The sequence below is a fragment of the Anaerovibrio sp. genome (assembly GCF_024697385.1).
Classification (GTDB): Bacteria; Bacillota; Negativicutes; order Selenomonadales; family Selenomonadaceae; genus Anaerovibrio.
The window spans coordinates 14,321-29,174 of record NZ_JAILFV010000124.1; the positions used below are offsets into that span (position 1 = coordinate 14,321).

Below are 14,854 nucleotides of genomic sequence, written 5' to 3' on the forward strand. Positions count from 1 at the left end.
TCAGCGTTCTTCGCGGACATGCTCCCACACATCATTCTTCATCAAATCACGATGCTCCAGATTGACCAAATATCCCTGGTCCTGTAATCTGTCAAAAATGTGCTTTGCAATAAAAACAGAGCGATGCATTCCGCCGGTACAGCCCACTGCAATCACCAACTGCATCTTTCCTTCTTTTTCATATTGTGGTACCAGAAAGTCAATCATACTGTCCAAATGCTTTTCAAATTCCTTGGTAACAGGCCATTGTTCTATATACTGCTCCACCTCAGGAACGGCTCCACTTTTATGTCGCATGGAGTCAACATAAAAAGGATTAGGCAAAAATCTGACATCAAAAACCAGATCTGCATCCAGTGGCATACCAAATTTAAAACCGAAGGACATTACATTGATATTTAACTTTTCCCCTTCTTTGGCAGCGAACAATTTGAGAATTTTCTCCTTAAGCTCAATTTTTCTCAAATCTGATGTATCTATGATATATGTAGCCTTATTTCTGATAGGGGCCAATCTCTCCCTCTCTTTGGCTACTCCTTCACTTATCCGGGAGCTTGGTGCCATCGGATGACGGCGTCTGGTTTCTTTATACCTGCGGATTATTGCCGCATCTGAGGCATCCATAAACAGCATTACATAATGCTGGTTATCACGGTCCATATTCTCAAGCACATGAATAAAGGTATCGAAAAACTCCCTGCTTCGGGTATCCACAACCAGAACTACCTTATTGACATGTCCACCTGAATGCTGACACAGCTCAGCAAACTTTGGGATAAATACCGGTGGCAGATTATCCACCACGAAATAACCAACATCCTCCATATAGCGACACGCCTGGCTCTTCCCACTGCCAGACATGCCAGTTACTATGATAAAATCGAGCTTTTCATCTCTATCCATAAAAGCCTCCTTGTGATATAAAACTCCCCGGAAGGTCCTTCCTTATTCGAGGCAGAATCGCTGGATAGCCTCCGCAATACCATCATGATTACAATCAGCCACCTGATATTTTGCCACTTTCTTTACTGTTTCATTTGCATTCCCCATTGCTACACCATACTGTGCGGCCTTGATCATGGTTATATCATTATTTGAATCACCTATGGCCAGCACTGCTTCCTTAGGAATATTATATAATTCTGTCAATCTTGCTATAGCTGAAGCCTTATTGATGCCTGGTTTTATCAGCTCAATATATACATCTGTTGATTTTAATGCTTCTACCTTGCCTGCAAATCGCGCTCCTATATCCTGAACCAGCACATCTGCATTCTGGGGAGTATCTGCAACAATCAGCATTTTGGGAACCTTGTGCACATATTCATATAGCCTGTCACCGACAGCTTGACCCTTCACGCCTGCAGCCTGCTGATAGAAGGCAGCCTCTGGGCTTTCCTCACGAAAATACAGCTTATCGTCATTATAAAGCTGTATGTGCAAATGCCTTTCCTGGGCATATTTCAATAAGGACTTTACTATCTCCTCATCCAGGTATGAAGAAAACAGCTCCTCCCCGGACACGGATTTAATCAATGCCCCATTATAGGTAATAATCGGAAAATCGAGCCCCAATTCCTTTACATAGGGTAATGCAGATACATGCATCCTGCCGGTAGCAACAGTAAATATTACTCCTGCATCAACTGCCTTTCTGATTGCAGTCTTTACCCCAACAGTCAACTGTCTCTGACTGTTCAGCAATGTTCCGTCCATATCTGTAACAAAAAGTTTTGCTTTCATAATTATTCCTCTCTTATGGTGAAAAATACACCGTAACTGTCGTTCCCGGTTCCACAATGGTATTAGCCGGAATACTCTGTCCTGAAGACAATCCTGTCCCCTGCAGATTGAAGCCCAAACCCAATTCGCCAAGTTTTTGGGATACCTCCCTTATACTCAGGCCGCTCAAATCCGGCATCACCTGTTTTCCCGGTGGGACAGGCTTTACAAATCTTACAACCGGTTCCGCTTTTTGCTTTTGTTCCATTTCAAAAAGCACCTCAGAGGATGGTTCAATATGCTTGTAGCGCAACAGCTGTGAAAAAATTTCACTGGCCACCGGAGCAGCTATCTGCCCACCATAAAACTGGCCTGCTGTAGGATCATCAATTACTACCAATAAAACCATTTCAGGATCTTCCACCGGAGCGAAGCCACAAAAAGATGCAATATATCGCCCGTCCATATAACCGGCCATATCCTTGTTAGGCTTTTGAGCTGTTCCGGTTTTGCCGGCGATCCTGTAGCCCTTTACCTGAGCCTTCTGCCCACCGCCCGAGGACACTACCTGTTCCAACAGACCAACAAGGGTCTTATCCGTGGACGAGCTCAGAACCCTGCGCACTTCCTCCCTGCCCTTTTGCTGATATACGGTACCATCTGCATTAATGATTTCCTTGACAATATGTGGCTTTAAAAGAACACCATCGTTAGCAATAGCTGCCATCGCTGTAACCAACTGCAATGGAGTAACTGCAATACTCTGTCCTATGGACATGGTCGCTACATCAGAATCCAACATTTTGTCAGTCTGAAACAGCATCCCCTGTTCCTCTCCTGGCAATTCAATACCTGTAAGTTCGCCAAAGCCAAAGCTTCTGGCATATTCATTCAGCCTCTGACCGGAAAGGGACTGCCCTATCATGGCAAAGCATGTATTGATAGAGTTTTTTACAATGTCAGTAAAAGTAACCGTACCAAAGCTCTCACCGTTCCAATTCTGAATATGTTTTTCGGACACATTAATGCGCCCTGGATCATAAAAGGTCTGCTCCGGAGATACAATTCCGTCCTCCAGTGCAGCACCTGCCACAATGGACTTAAATGTGGAACCAGGCTCATAGATATCTGATACCGCCCTGTTTCTTATATCATCCATGGAATAATCCCCAAATTTATTTGGATTATAGCTTGGTCTTGAGGCCATAGCCAGAATTTCACCATTCTTTGGGTTCATTACTATGGCTGTTACTGCTTTTGGCCTGTTATCTACCATGGCTTTATCAAGTATCTGTTCCACAATAAACTGCATGGAAGCATCGATTGTAAGGGTGACGGTTTTACAGTTATCCCCCTGATAACTGTGTTGTGAAAAGGAAAAAATTGAATCAAAAATTGTGTTGCCCGTCATATCCGTCAGAATGCTGTCTTCCTGAATATCTCCCTTGACTATACTGTCCATGGAGTATTCCAGTCCAGCCAGGCCCCTGTCTTCCATACCAATAAAACCTATCACATTTGCTGCCAGCATATCATTCGGATAATATCGCTTGACCTCATCATCCATCCACATGCATTCATAGCCCTTATCCTTCTTAAGCTGATTGATGGCTGCCTCTTCATCACTTTCAAGGCCGTGCTTTACTGCATAATAGGTTCCGCCCTCACGAATGCGATTGGCTATAGTTTCTGCCTTAATACCAATAATAGGACTTAATTCAGCAGAAAGAACCTCTATGTCCTCATCATTGCCAACACGGTCCGGCCGTATAACCAGAAGCTTGGCCATACGGCTTATTGCAAGCTCACGCCCATTTCTGTCCAATATTTTCCCACGGGGCGACTGGCGCACCACATTGTCCTGGGCATCCTGCAACGCCCGTTCTGCCAAATCATTCCCCTGAATGACCTGAAGTATAAAAAATCTCCCAACTATAATGCAGATCAGACATAACATAAATACTTCCAGGCGCCTTATATTAACATAAACTTTACTAGTAATTTTTCTTTTTGCCATTTTTTTCTCCAAATTATACTTTTTCAACTTTATATTTTACACCATTATCCAATAAATGCCAAAAGATAACCAAAACAAAATAAAATATAATTTTATCAACAATTTAAATTATTTTTTTTCATTTTTTAAGATAAAAGTTTACTTTTTTATCTTTTCACTGTTATAATAAAGACAGAATGGTGGTGTTAAATATGGATGATATTGATAAGAAGATACTCAAGCGTTTGCAAGAAAATGCCCGCGTCACAATTTCAGTACTTAGTTCCGAAATATCACTTTCTATGCCTGCTATCAGCGAGCGATTACGCAAATTGGAGGCTTCCGGGGTGATTCAGCAGTATACTGCAATATTGAATCCTACCCTTGTCGACAAGCAGCTTATGGCGTTGATATTTCTCAGCTTTGACAATCCTAGCCATGGTGACAGCTTTACCAATTTTGTAGTAGGGGAACCGGATATAAAAGAATGCTTTTATATAACAGGTGATTTCGATTATTCATTGAAAATAATCACACAGAATACTAATTCATTGGAGAGCCTGTTAACCCGTATCAAGGAACAGCCTGGTGTTGTAAAAACCCAGACCATTGTTGTTTTGTCGTCTATTATCGACAGACCGTCTGTCACTGTTGAATGATTCTGAATGCAAAAATGCTGATTCGTTAAAACGAATCAGCATTTTTTTGATTTACTGTAATGTGTAAGCTGCTGCAGAACAGAAATTACCAATGATATTTTTCGCCACGATTAATTTTAAAGGCTCTGTATATCTGCTCTACCAAAAGCAAACGCACCATCTGATGAGTAAAAGTCATCCTTGAAAAACTCAGCAGCAGGTCAGCAGCATTTCTCACCTCATCTGACAGGCCAAATGCACCACCTATCAGAAATGTAATATTGCTGCATCCAGTCAACGCCAATTGATCAATTCTGGCAGCCAGTTCCTCTGAGGACAGGCCTTGACCATATACATCCAAAACAATCAGGTAGCTTCCTGAAGGCACCTGCTTTAACAGACGCTGGCCCTCCTGGGCCAGTGTCTGTTTTTTCTCTGCCGGTGAAGGATTATCCCTCATCTTTTCTTCGTTAATTTCAATAATCTTTACAGTAGCAAAAGGCCCCAATCTCTTCAAAAATTCATTTATTCCATTTTGAAGATATTTCTCCTTGATCTTGCCAGCTGTTACTATATGTATTTTCATTGAGGATTAGTCCTCTAATGGCATAGCATCAAGCTTTACGCTGACAGTTGATGTAGCACCATCAGAGATGAATTTAACATCAACGGTTTCTCCAACCTTATGCTCTATAATAGCTGCACGAAGCTCGCCAACAGTGTTGACCTCCTTGCCGCCTACTGCCAGGATAATATCTCCACGGCGTATACCGGCACGCCCTGCAGGCCCATCAAGAGTAACCCTCTCAACATACACGCCTGCCTTGATATTCAAAATATATCCCTGTCTGGCTGCAGTTGCCTTATCAAATACACCTACACCAAGATATGGTCTGATTACCTGACCATGAGTCATCAGGTCTTCTACTACACTGCGTACTGTATTGGCTGGAATGGCAAAACCCATGCCCTCTACTGCATTGGTTACTATCTTCTGTGAGTTAATCCCAATTACTTTTCCATCTGCATTCACAAGAGCTCCGCCGGAATTACCAGGATTAATAGCTGCATCTGTCTGCAAAAGCTTCATATTGCTCTCGCCCTTATTAAGGACACGATTTACAGCACTGATGACACCAGTAGTAACACTTCCCTGGAATTCCAACCCCATCGGGTTACCGATGGCAATTGCCGGCTCTCCAACCATTACATCATCTGAATCACCAAACTCGGCTGCCGGCAAATCATCTGCATCTACCTTGACTACAGCCAAATCAGTAATTTCATCAGCACCTACCAGCTTGCCTGTCAGGCTACGGCCATCAGACAAGGAGACGATGATTTCCTTTGCCCCTTCAATTACATGGTTATTCGTAACTATATAACCATCCTTGCGGAAAATTACTCCTGAGCCATAGCCTTCTACATCCCGTGGCATATTAAAGAAATCTCTGGCGATAGCCTTATTGGTAATACCAACTACGGCCGGGCCAACATTCTTTGCTGCTTTTACCACCGGGGTGTTCCTGGCATCAGATATTTCATAAGTTTTAGTAGCATCAGGAATACCTTCAGCTGCCTTGCTGTTACTGCAGCCCCCCAACATAATTGAACCTGCTACCAGCAAACTCATTACCATGGGCAAACAGGTTTTAATAAAACTGTTTTTCTTAATCATTTTATCTCCTCCTAATAACTAAAAATCCAAACTAACAGATCTATTCTGATCAGTAAGAATAATATCTATCCCTTGCACATGTTGCTGGGACAAAATCTGCTCCACCGTATTCCGGGCCAATGCAGGCAGATTATTAGACTCACTTAAATGTGCCAAAAACACCTTTTGTGGTCTTTGCTTGAGGTGCACCAAGGTCCATGCTGCATCAGCATTGGATAAATGACCTCTATTACTCAGTATTCTTTGCTTTAGAGGCCATGGATAATCACCATTCCTCAGCATGTCAATATCATGATTCGCTTCCAGTACAATGACCTTGGCAGCTTCAAGCTCTTTTCGCAGATTACTGTCTACAAAGCCTATATCAGTCGCCACAACACATTTTACACTGCCTAGGACCGAATAACCTACAGGATCAACTGCATCGTGGGGAATACCAAAAGACCGGACAGTGACCTTGCCTAATCGGATCTGATCAAAAATGGGATTTATACATTCCATGGGCAATTCATTATAACAGCTCATGGCCCTAAAGGTATCAGGACGACTATATACCGGTATACGATATTTTTTGGTAATAGCAGCCAAACCCTTTACATGATCACTATGCTCATGGGTAATAAAAATCCCGTCCAAATCCTCAACAGCACGGCCAATATTTCCTAATTCCTGTTTTATGCGTCTTAGACTGATTCCAGCATCAACAAGCAGGCAACTACCCTCCATTTCTATGAAATAACAATTACCTTTGCTACCACTGGCCAAAACCGAGATAAACATCCGGGAACAATCACCCCTGTATCATGACCAACCCGCACTTATAGTATAGGAAGGTCTACTGAAAAAATTCTGTAAAAACCATTAGTTTTCAATTAAAACACTAATATACCATACCAAAAAAAAGAATAATCGTCAAAACCATCCATAGCGGCATACAGTGATACAGGCCTTGTGACACAGCAGTCCGGTGATGGGTCACCCTACAAGTTATGACAATATCAGGCTGTTTAAGCTGCACAAACCTAATTATCCTCATTGCCCTGACATTGACTGCATTGTCCATAGAAAAACAGCTGCCTGTGCCGGATAGTATAACCAGACACCTTACTAACATCTGCCAAAAGGGATGAATCATCTATATCGGTCAATGCCATGACTTTGCCACATTTATCGCATCTGATATATAAATGGTTATCCATATTGGCATCATAACGGCAACTGTCTTCCCCCATATCCACCCTTTGTACCAACCCTATTCTGATGTACATCTCCAATGTCTTATACACCGTTGCCAGGCTGAGTGTAGGATATTTTTCCACCAATTTCCTGTATAGAATATCCGCCGTTGGCTGATCCTCCAGGCCCTGCAGCAGCATATATACAGCCAATCTCTGTGGTGTTACCTTAAAGCCATTGGCTCTTAAAAGCACCGACACTTCCTGTCTGTCCATAATCTTTCCTCCCCTAATAATCAACACCTGCCCCTAATACAGGTTCCCCAATAATACCTGTTATATCTGCAAACGCCACTTTCAATCACAATTAATATCCGTTTCCTGAAACACACAGCAAAATACTGTTTTCCATCAACATAATATAAATAATAATGGTCGGCCTTTTACAATGTCAATATACACCAATAAATTGAACCTATTATATTACGAATAAAAACTTCAGCGTAATACACTTATGTTAAATTCGGCTAGAATTCACCGGGAGTGTAAAACTCCCACTGAATAAGCCTCATTTTATCCGATGTTAACGGCTGCTAAAACCCCTTTAAAAAGGCTGTTAAGCATCCGTAAAGCAATGGGTAAATTCGGCTAGAATTCACCGGGAGTGTAAAACTCCCACTGAATAAGCCTCATTTTATGTTATAATTATATGGTCATTGATATTAGATGGAGGAATACTTAAATGAAAAAAGAAGCTATCAGCGAAGTAATTGCTGCTGAATTAAAAATTAAACCTTTCCAAACCAATGCAGTGATTGAATTATTGGATGATGGTAACACCATCCCTTTCATCTCTCGTTACAGGAAAGAAAAAACCGGTGAATTGGATGAAGAAAAAATACGCACAATTTCTGAAAGATTGACTTACCTCAGAAACTTTGTAAAGCGACAGGAAGAAATCATAAACAAAATAGATGAGCAGGGAAAACTGACTGACGATCTACTGCTGGCAATCGAAAAAACTACCAAGCTCCAGGAACTTGAAGATATTTACCTTCCCTATAAACAAAAGAAACGCACCCGGGCACAAAAGGCCAAGGAAAAAGGATTGGAGCCCCTTGCCAATACAATTATACTCCAAAGCTTAACCACCGGTACTCCGGAAGAAGCCGCGGCTGAATTCATAAATCCTGAAATGGAAATCACCACAGCAGAAGAAGCCCTTGCAGGGGCTCAGGACATCATCGCTGAAATGATTTCAGAAGATGCCCAGCTCCGTCAGGACATCCGAAAATATTTGTGGAACTCAGCTTTTATCACAACTTCACTGGATGAAGAAAAGGAATCTACCGAAGAAGGCAAGGTTTTCCTGATGTATAAAGAGTATAAGGAATTGGTACGCACTTTACCATCGCATCGTATATTGGCCATCAACCGTGGAGAAAAACTGGAGTGTCTCAAGGTAAAGCTGGAGGCTGACGAGGACAAAATTCTGTCAAGAATCGGTGACAGATTTATAAAGGGAACTTCTATCTTTCAGGCCTTATTACAGGATACAATTGCCGACAGCTGGAAGAGACTGATTCAGCCTTCGTTGGAACGGGAAATACGCAATCAGCTTACAGAAAGTGCTGAAAGGCAGGCTATTGATATTTTTGGAACCAATCTGCGCCAGCTGTTGCTTCAGGCTCCACTGTCCGGTTATACAGTTATGGGGCTTGATCCTGGCTACCGCACAGGCTGTAAAATGGCCATAGTCGATGCCACAGGAAATGTTTTAGATCATGGTGTACTTTATATCACCCATGGTGAAAAAGGGGCAGCTGAATCAGCAAAAAAAGCATTGGCTCTCATAAAAAAACATAATGTTACCCTGATATCTATCGGTAACGGAACTGCTTCCTTTGAAACTGAGGAATTTGCTGCAAAGCTGATCAAGGACAACAACCTTGATACCCGTTATATCGTCACCAGCGAAGCCGGCGCATCCGTTTATTCAGCTTCTCCTTTGGCCAAGGAAGAACTGCCGGAATATGATGTCACTATCCGCGGTGCAGTTTCTATTGCCCGGCGGGTTCAGGATCCTTTGGCTGAACTGGTAAAAATCGATCCAAAAGCCATTGGTGTGGGACAATACCAACATGATGTAAATCAAAAAGAATTGGCCAATACTCTTGACCAAACTATAGAATCCGCTGTAAACCATGTAGGCGTGGAATTGAATACAGCATCCCCGGCATTATTAAAGCATGTAGCCGGTATTAATGCTACCATTGCCAAAAACATAGTAGCTTTTCGAAATGAAAACGGAGCGTTTCATTCCCGCAGGGAGCTTTTAAAGGTAGCCAGACTGGGTAATTCCGCTTATACCCAGTGTGCAGGATTTTTGCGCATTAACGGTGGCAGCATGCCTCTGGATAACACCCCTGTACACCCTGAATCATATGAGCTTGCTGAAAGCATACTGGCTAAACTGGGTGCAGACATATCAATTCTTGGGGATAAAAAACAACTGGAAATCCTACAGGCAAAGATAAAACTTGTTAATCCGGAAAAACTGGCAAATGACTTAGGAGCAGGAATCCCTACAGTAAAGGACATTTTAGACGCACTGGCAAAACCTGGCCGTGATCCGCGCGAGGAACTTCCTGTGCCACTCACCCGCAAGGCCATAATTAAACTGTCCGACATAAAGGTAGGTACCATCATGCGTGGTACAGTACGCAATGTTACTGATTTTGGTGCTTTTGTAGATATAGGCATAAAGACTGCCGGTCTGATTCACATATCCGAACTGAGCAACAAGCGTGTAAAACATCCTCTGGATGTGCTTAGTGTAGGTGATATTATAACCGTAATAGTGATCAGTGTTGACGAAGCCCGTGGCCGAATCGGACTTAGTCTGAAACAGGTCCCTAAGGAGGCTCTGGCATAATGGTAAACATCGCCACAATAGACGAATCCAGCCTGCTGCAGTCAATCGGTGAAATCCCCTTGATAAGCAGTAATGCCAGCTCCACCGTTGAAAAATTTTTAGCCAACACTTCATTAGACAAAGACTCTTTTGGTATCATAAAAGACTTACTCGTAAGATATGCAGGCGCCACGGGACAAACAACTTTCGATTCCGAGCCTGTAAAAGCCGTAGTAATTTGTTGCGGTGACCATGGTGTAGCCCAGGAAAATGTCAGCGCCTATCCACCTGAAACAACTCTGCACATGGTAGCAAATTACCTCATATCCCATGGAGCTGCCGCTAATTCCTTTGCGGATTTTATAGGTGCCCATTTATGTATAGCTGATTTGGGTATTAATTTAAAAATTGAGGACCTCCCCGGACTAATAGATTTTCATATCGCCAACGGTACCAACAATTCGGCTGAAGGCCCCGCAATGACCAGGCAACAAGCCATACAGTCTATTTATTACGGGATGCTATTGGCAAAACAGCTTCATGAACAACAAGGTGTGACCGTATTTCTCCCTGGGGAAATGGGCATATCCAACACAACAGCCAGTGCTGCCATTACTGCAGCACTATTGGAATTGCCTGCGGAAAAAACCACCGGACGCGGAACAAATATTTCTGATACCCGTTACAAAAATAAACTGGCTACTGTCCAAAAAATACTGAACATTAATCATCCTGATTCCAAAGATCCTATTGATGTCCTAAGCAAGGTTGGAGGCTTTGAACTTGGAGCTATTGCAGGAATTATTCTGGGGGCCGCCGCCTCAAAATCCATTACCATCCTTGATGGCTTTAATTCCAGTGCAGCTGCCCTTTTAGCAGTCAGACTCAATCAAAATATCAAGGATTATTTAGTGCCCTCCCACCTTGCCGGTGAACAGGGCCATCCATTAATATTACAGGAACTTGGTTTTAAGCCTTGTATGCATCTGGACATAAAGCTTGGGGAAGCCATAGGTTCATCCTTGGTCGCCGATATTCTCGATTGTTCCGTTAAGGCATTCAGCGACCTTAAAATGACATCTGAAAATAAGCTGTTCACACAGGATATCTTTCAGCGTGAGTGTATTGGCCCCGAATCAATATCACTCACCAATAAAACCTTTGATTACTATATAAATACCATGTCCTCACTCGACAAAGAATCAATGGAGCTATGCCAATTAAGACTCAATAAACTTTCCAAGCCTATCTTCAGCCTTGGAATCATTGAAAAAATTGCCATTCAGCTTAGTGGTATACTATGTGATGAACTGCCACCATCCTTATCGAAACATTTGCTGTTCTTTGAAATGGATAACAGTTCTTCTCGTGATATGGATGCCACTATCTGTCTTACTCCATTCATAAAAAAACTCAACGCCACTATTACCCTGGCAAGCATTACCTCAGGCCATAGCCAGATGGATGCCTTTGAATTTGGTCGTCTACAGGGAGAAACACTCTCCATGCACTATGATGTTATCGGCTTGTCTCCTATTGCTCAAGATGCCAGTGACACCTTGGCAGAATGTTTATGCCATGAAAATGGAAGCCCAAAATGGGAAAAAACAAACTTTTTAGAACATCTGCCAGAAAATCTCCGATTATTGGCATCAGGTATTTTAGGCGCCATTATCGCCGCCAGCCACAACCGCAGCCTGCTGGTACTGGGAGATAAAGGCACTATAGCGGTTGCCACCTATGCAGTCCAGCTTATTCCGGAAATAGAACCTTTTTTATTGCCAATTGAACCAACACTATACAATACCAACATCAAAATTCCGGGAATTACTGCATGTCTTGGCCTACGCCTTACAGAAGCATCAATTCATATGCTCAACACCATGAAGACCTTTTCAGAGGCACAGGTAGCCGTCGCTAATGATGGACCTGGTGCAGGCAAACAACACTGATAAAATAATTATTTACAAAAATAGAAATCCCATTTCTGCAAAAATAAATGCAAAAATGGGATTTATTTTTATGCCAAAAGATTAATTATAACGCCATTGTTCAAATTTTTCTTCTTTAGAAGAAAAATCTTCCAATTAGCGTTTCAACGAGCTGGGAGATATGCTCGCCAGCTGTTGTAGTTTGTTTTCCCCCACCTAAAGAGGAAGAGGACATCTTAAAGCTCGTTATAAATTTCTCCATGGCATTCATAATTACGGATTTCCTTAACCTTATTATCTGCTGCCAGCATGACCACAGTAGGCTTATATTTTACAGCCTCCTTTTCCTCCATAAAAGCATAGGCCATAATAATTACCACATCACCTGGCTGAGCCCACCTGGCTGCCGAACCATTAAGACATATTACGCCGGAACCAGGCTTCCCTGGAATAACATAGGTTTCAAGACGGGCACCATTATTATTGTTTACCACCTGAACCCGCTCATTTTCATATATGCCGGCAGCCTTCATCAAGTCAGCATCAATCGTGATACTTCCCATATACTGAAGATTGGCCTCTGTCACAACGGCACAATGAAGTTTTGATTTCAACATATGAAGCATCATGATTTATCCCTCCAAAATTATGTTATCAATAAGGCGAGTCTTACCAATCTTGACGGCTATAGCCATAATCGATTCACCAGTAACATCTATTATTTCATCCAGTTCAGGGAAGGAATAAATCTCAACATAGTCAATAACAGCCAATGGTTCACTGTTGATTTCATCGATGATTATCTGTTTTAAATCGTTGACCTTTCTATTGCCTGTATCAAAGGCCTGTTTAGCCAGATTGAGGCTCCGGGATAAAACAAGTGCTGCCTTTTTCTCTTCAGGGCTTAAATAAACATTGCGTGAACTCCTGGCCAGACCACTATCTTCACGAACAATAGGTACCATATTGATCTCAACAGGTATTGCCAGATCCTCCACAAAGCGCCTGATAACACAAACCTGCTGGGCATCCTTCTGTCCAAAGAAGGCTTTATCAGCCCGGGCAAGATTAATGAGCTTGGTAACTACGGTAGCTACACCACGAAAATGTCCTGGGCGCTGGCCACCGCACAGCTTTTTGGTGAAATCTCCCTCCACATTTACATAAGTGCAAAATCCCTCAGGGTACATTTCACTTGGCTCTGGATGAAATACGGCATCCACACCAGTCTCTTCCAATTTTTTACAGTCCTCTTCAAATTGACGGGGATAAGCATCAAAATCCTCATTAGGCCCAAACTGAACCGGATTTACAAAAACCGAAGCAATGACAACATCCACAGCTTTTCTGGCTGTGCGCATCAAAGTCAGATGCCCTTCATGCAAAGCCCCCATGGTCGGCACCAAACCAATAGACTTCCCCGCCTTTTTCATCTCCAGGGAATACTGTTTTATTTCATTCTGCGTTCTCAAAATCTTCATCATTAATTGCCTCACTTATTAAACTTTAGCTCATCAGGTTTTATGAAACCTTTACTTCTATACTGGGCACCTTCCCGTTCTCTGAATGCTTTGCAAAATAATTGGCCAGAAGTGCTCCGGAAACATTGTGCCATACACTAAAGATTGCCCCGGGAATAGCCGCAATCGGATCAAAATACATTACCGCCAAGGATGCTGCCATACCGGAATTCTGCATCCCCACCTCAATCGATACAGTACGACTGCTCTTTTCGTCCAAACGGAAGGTTTTTGCCAAAATATATCCCAATAACAATCCAAAAGAATTATGACATATAACCACAACAAACATCATCATACCCACATCCAGAAGCTTAGCTGCACTTAAAGAAACAACACCACCCACCGTGAGCACGACAGTCACTGCTGAAAGCACTGGCATAAAAGGATTGATGGTCCGGGAAAAGTTTTCAAAGAAATGATGAACTGCCAAACCAAGCAATACCGGCAACAAAACCATTTTTACAATAGACATCATCATGGATGTAACAGAAACATCTATAACAGCATCAGCCAGCAAGTAAGTCAAGATTGGAGTAACAAGTGGTGCCAATATGGTTGATGTGGCAGACATGGAAACAGATAAGGCCACATCGCCCTTTGCCAAAAAGGCAATTACATTAGAGGCAGTACCACCAGGACATGTTCCAACTAATATAACACCAATAGCAATTTCCGGTGGTAAGCCAAAGGCCTTCACTAAACAAAAGGCCACAGCAGGCATTATAAGAAATTGTGCAAACACACCAATAAAAATCCCTTTTGGATTCCTGACAATGTTTTTAAAATCATCCACTGTAAGGGTCATGCCCATCCCGAACATGATAATCCCCAAAAACACAGGAATATGCGGGCCAACCCATGATAAAGCCTCAGGCTTCCATACGGCAAATACACCAATTAAAAATACAAATAAACTCATGTTGCTTACAAGAAAATTGCAAACGCTTTTTAATACTGCTTTCAAAAAAGCACCTCCCCAAAATATTGTTTTTGACAAGGGACTTTCAAGTAATATAAAAAGCCTCCTTATCCCTGAGGATAAAGAGGCGTGAAAACACAAATAAAAGCAGGCCATCAACCAGCTGATATCATCCGTCTCAGTCACAAGGATCTAAGCGAAAAATAAATGAAAAACACATCATTGAGTATGACTCCACTAATGGATGTCATCCCTTGTCCGTGAAAAATCATAACACATTTAAATATAAATAGCAACCATCGTTACTTATGCCTTCCCCTTTTGGAAAGCATCCTTTACTTGCAAATAAGCAGAACAT

At 42.3% G+C, this 14,854-nt stretch carries 13 protein-coding genes; 3 read left to right on the plus strand and 10 right to left on the minus strand.

The genetic code is table 11. From position 1 onward, the window contains the following. Genes rapZ through K6C05_RS07235 form a run of 3 tightly spaced genes read right to left on the minus strand, consistent with a single transcriptional unit; the run spans position 1 to position 3,739 of the window. Entirely contained in the window at positions 1–903 is a 903-nt protein-coding gene (gene rapZ, locus K6C05_RS07225) for an RNase adapter RapZ (RefSeq protein ID WP_296733056.1), read from the minus strand. Positions 904–945: 42 nt separating this feature from the next. After that, the gene (locus K6C05_RS07230) at positions 946–1,743 is read right to left on the minus strand and encodes a Cof-type HAD-IIB family hydrolase (RefSeq protein WP_296733059.1); all 798 of its coding nucleotides are present in this window, start codon (positions 1,741–1,743) and stop codon (positions 946–948) included. 13 nt (positions 1,744–1,756) lie between these two features. Further along, positions 1,757–3,739 (minus strand): penicillin-binding transpeptidase domain-containing protein, encoded by a 1,983-nt coding sequence (locus K6C05_RS07235; protein WP_296733062.1) that lies wholly within the window; start codon positions 3,737–3,739, stop codon positions 1,757–1,759. Between the two features lie 191 nt (positions 3,740–3,930). On the opposite strand from K6C05_RS07235, the gene K6C05_RS07240 reads away from it, so the two are divergent. Next, positions 3,931–4,377, plus strand: coding sequence for an Lrp/AsnC family transcriptional regulator (locus tag K6C05_RS07240; protein ID WP_296733064.1), 447 nt, complete (start codon positions 3,931–3,933; stop codon positions 4,375–4,377). An 85-nt stretch (positions 4,378–4,462) separates the two neighbouring features. Here K6C05_RS07240 and rlmH read toward each other — a convergent pair whose 3' ends face one another. The 4 genes from rlmH to K6C05_RS07260 form a co-directional block, all read right to left on the minus strand. Continuing rightward, positions 4,463–4,942, minus strand: coding sequence for a 23S rRNA (pseudouridine(1915)-N(3))-methyltransferase RlmH (gene rlmH / locus K6C05_RS07245; protein ID WP_296733067.1), 480 nt, complete (start codon positions 4,940–4,942; stop codon positions 4,463–4,465). 6 nt (positions 4,943–4,948) lie between these two features. Next, positions 4,949–6,034, minus strand: coding sequence for a trypsin-like peptidase domain-containing protein (locus tag K6C05_RS07250; RefSeq protein WP_296733071.1), 1,086 nt, complete (start codon positions 6,032–6,034; stop codon positions 4,949–4,951). A gap of 18 nt (positions 6,035–6,052) precedes the next feature. Then, the gene (locus K6C05_RS07255) at positions 6,053–6,814 is read right to left on the minus strand and encodes an MBL fold metallo-hydrolase (RefSeq protein ID WP_296733075.1); all 762 of its coding nucleotides are present in this window, start codon (positions 6,812–6,814) and stop codon (positions 6,053–6,055) included. A gap of 242 nt (positions 6,815–7,056) precedes the next feature. Then, positions 7,057–7,485: a Fur family transcriptional regulator gene (locus K6C05_RS07260; RefSeq protein WP_296733077.1), complete on the minus strand. Its 429-nt coding sequence runs from the start codon at positions 7,483–7,485 to the stop codon at positions 7,057–7,059. A gap of 466 nt (positions 7,486–7,951) precedes the next feature. Between K6C05_RS07260 and K6C05_RS07265 the strand changes: the two genes are divergently transcribed. Beyond that, entirely contained in the window at positions 7,952–10,144 is a 2,193-nt protein-coding gene (locus K6C05_RS07265; RefSeq protein WP_296733079.1) for a Tex family protein, read from the plus strand. Then, the gene (locus tag K6C05_RS07270; RefSeq protein WP_296733082.1) at positions 10,144–12,075 is read left to right on the plus strand and encodes a nicotinate-nucleotide--dimethylbenzimidazole phosphoribosyltransferase; all 1,932 of its coding nucleotides are present in this window, start codon (positions 10,144–10,146) and stop codon (positions 12,073–12,075) included. The genes K6C05_RS07265 and K6C05_RS07270 overlap by 1 nt, the downstream gene beginning before the upstream one ends. Positions 12,076–12,290: 215 nt before the next feature. On the opposite strand, the gene panD is transcribed toward K6C05_RS07270, so the two are convergent. Genes panD through K6C05_RS07285 form a run of 3 tightly spaced genes read right to left on the minus strand, consistent with a single transcriptional unit; the run spans position 12,291 to position 14,496 of the window. Next, positions 12,291–12,683 carry an aspartate 1-decarboxylase gene (gene panD, locus K6C05_RS07275; protein WP_296733084.1) on the minus strand — a complete coding sequence of 131 codons (393 nt, stop codon included), beginning with the start codon at positions 12,681–12,683 and terminating at the stop codon, positions 12,291–12,293. A 3-nt stretch (positions 12,684–12,686) separates the two neighbouring features. Further along, the gene (gene panC, locus K6C05_RS07280; RefSeq protein ID WP_296733088.1) at positions 12,687–13,535 is read right to left on the minus strand and encodes a pantoate--beta-alanine ligase; all 849 of its coding nucleotides are present in this window, start codon (positions 13,533–13,535) and stop codon (positions 12,687–12,689) included. Between the two features lie 40 nt (positions 13,536–13,575). Beyond that, entirely contained in the window at positions 13,576–14,496 is a 921-nt protein-coding gene (locus tag K6C05_RS07285; RefSeq protein ID WP_296733089.1) for a bile acid:sodium symporter family protein, read from the minus strand. Positions 14,497–14,854 lie beyond the last annotated feature (358 nt).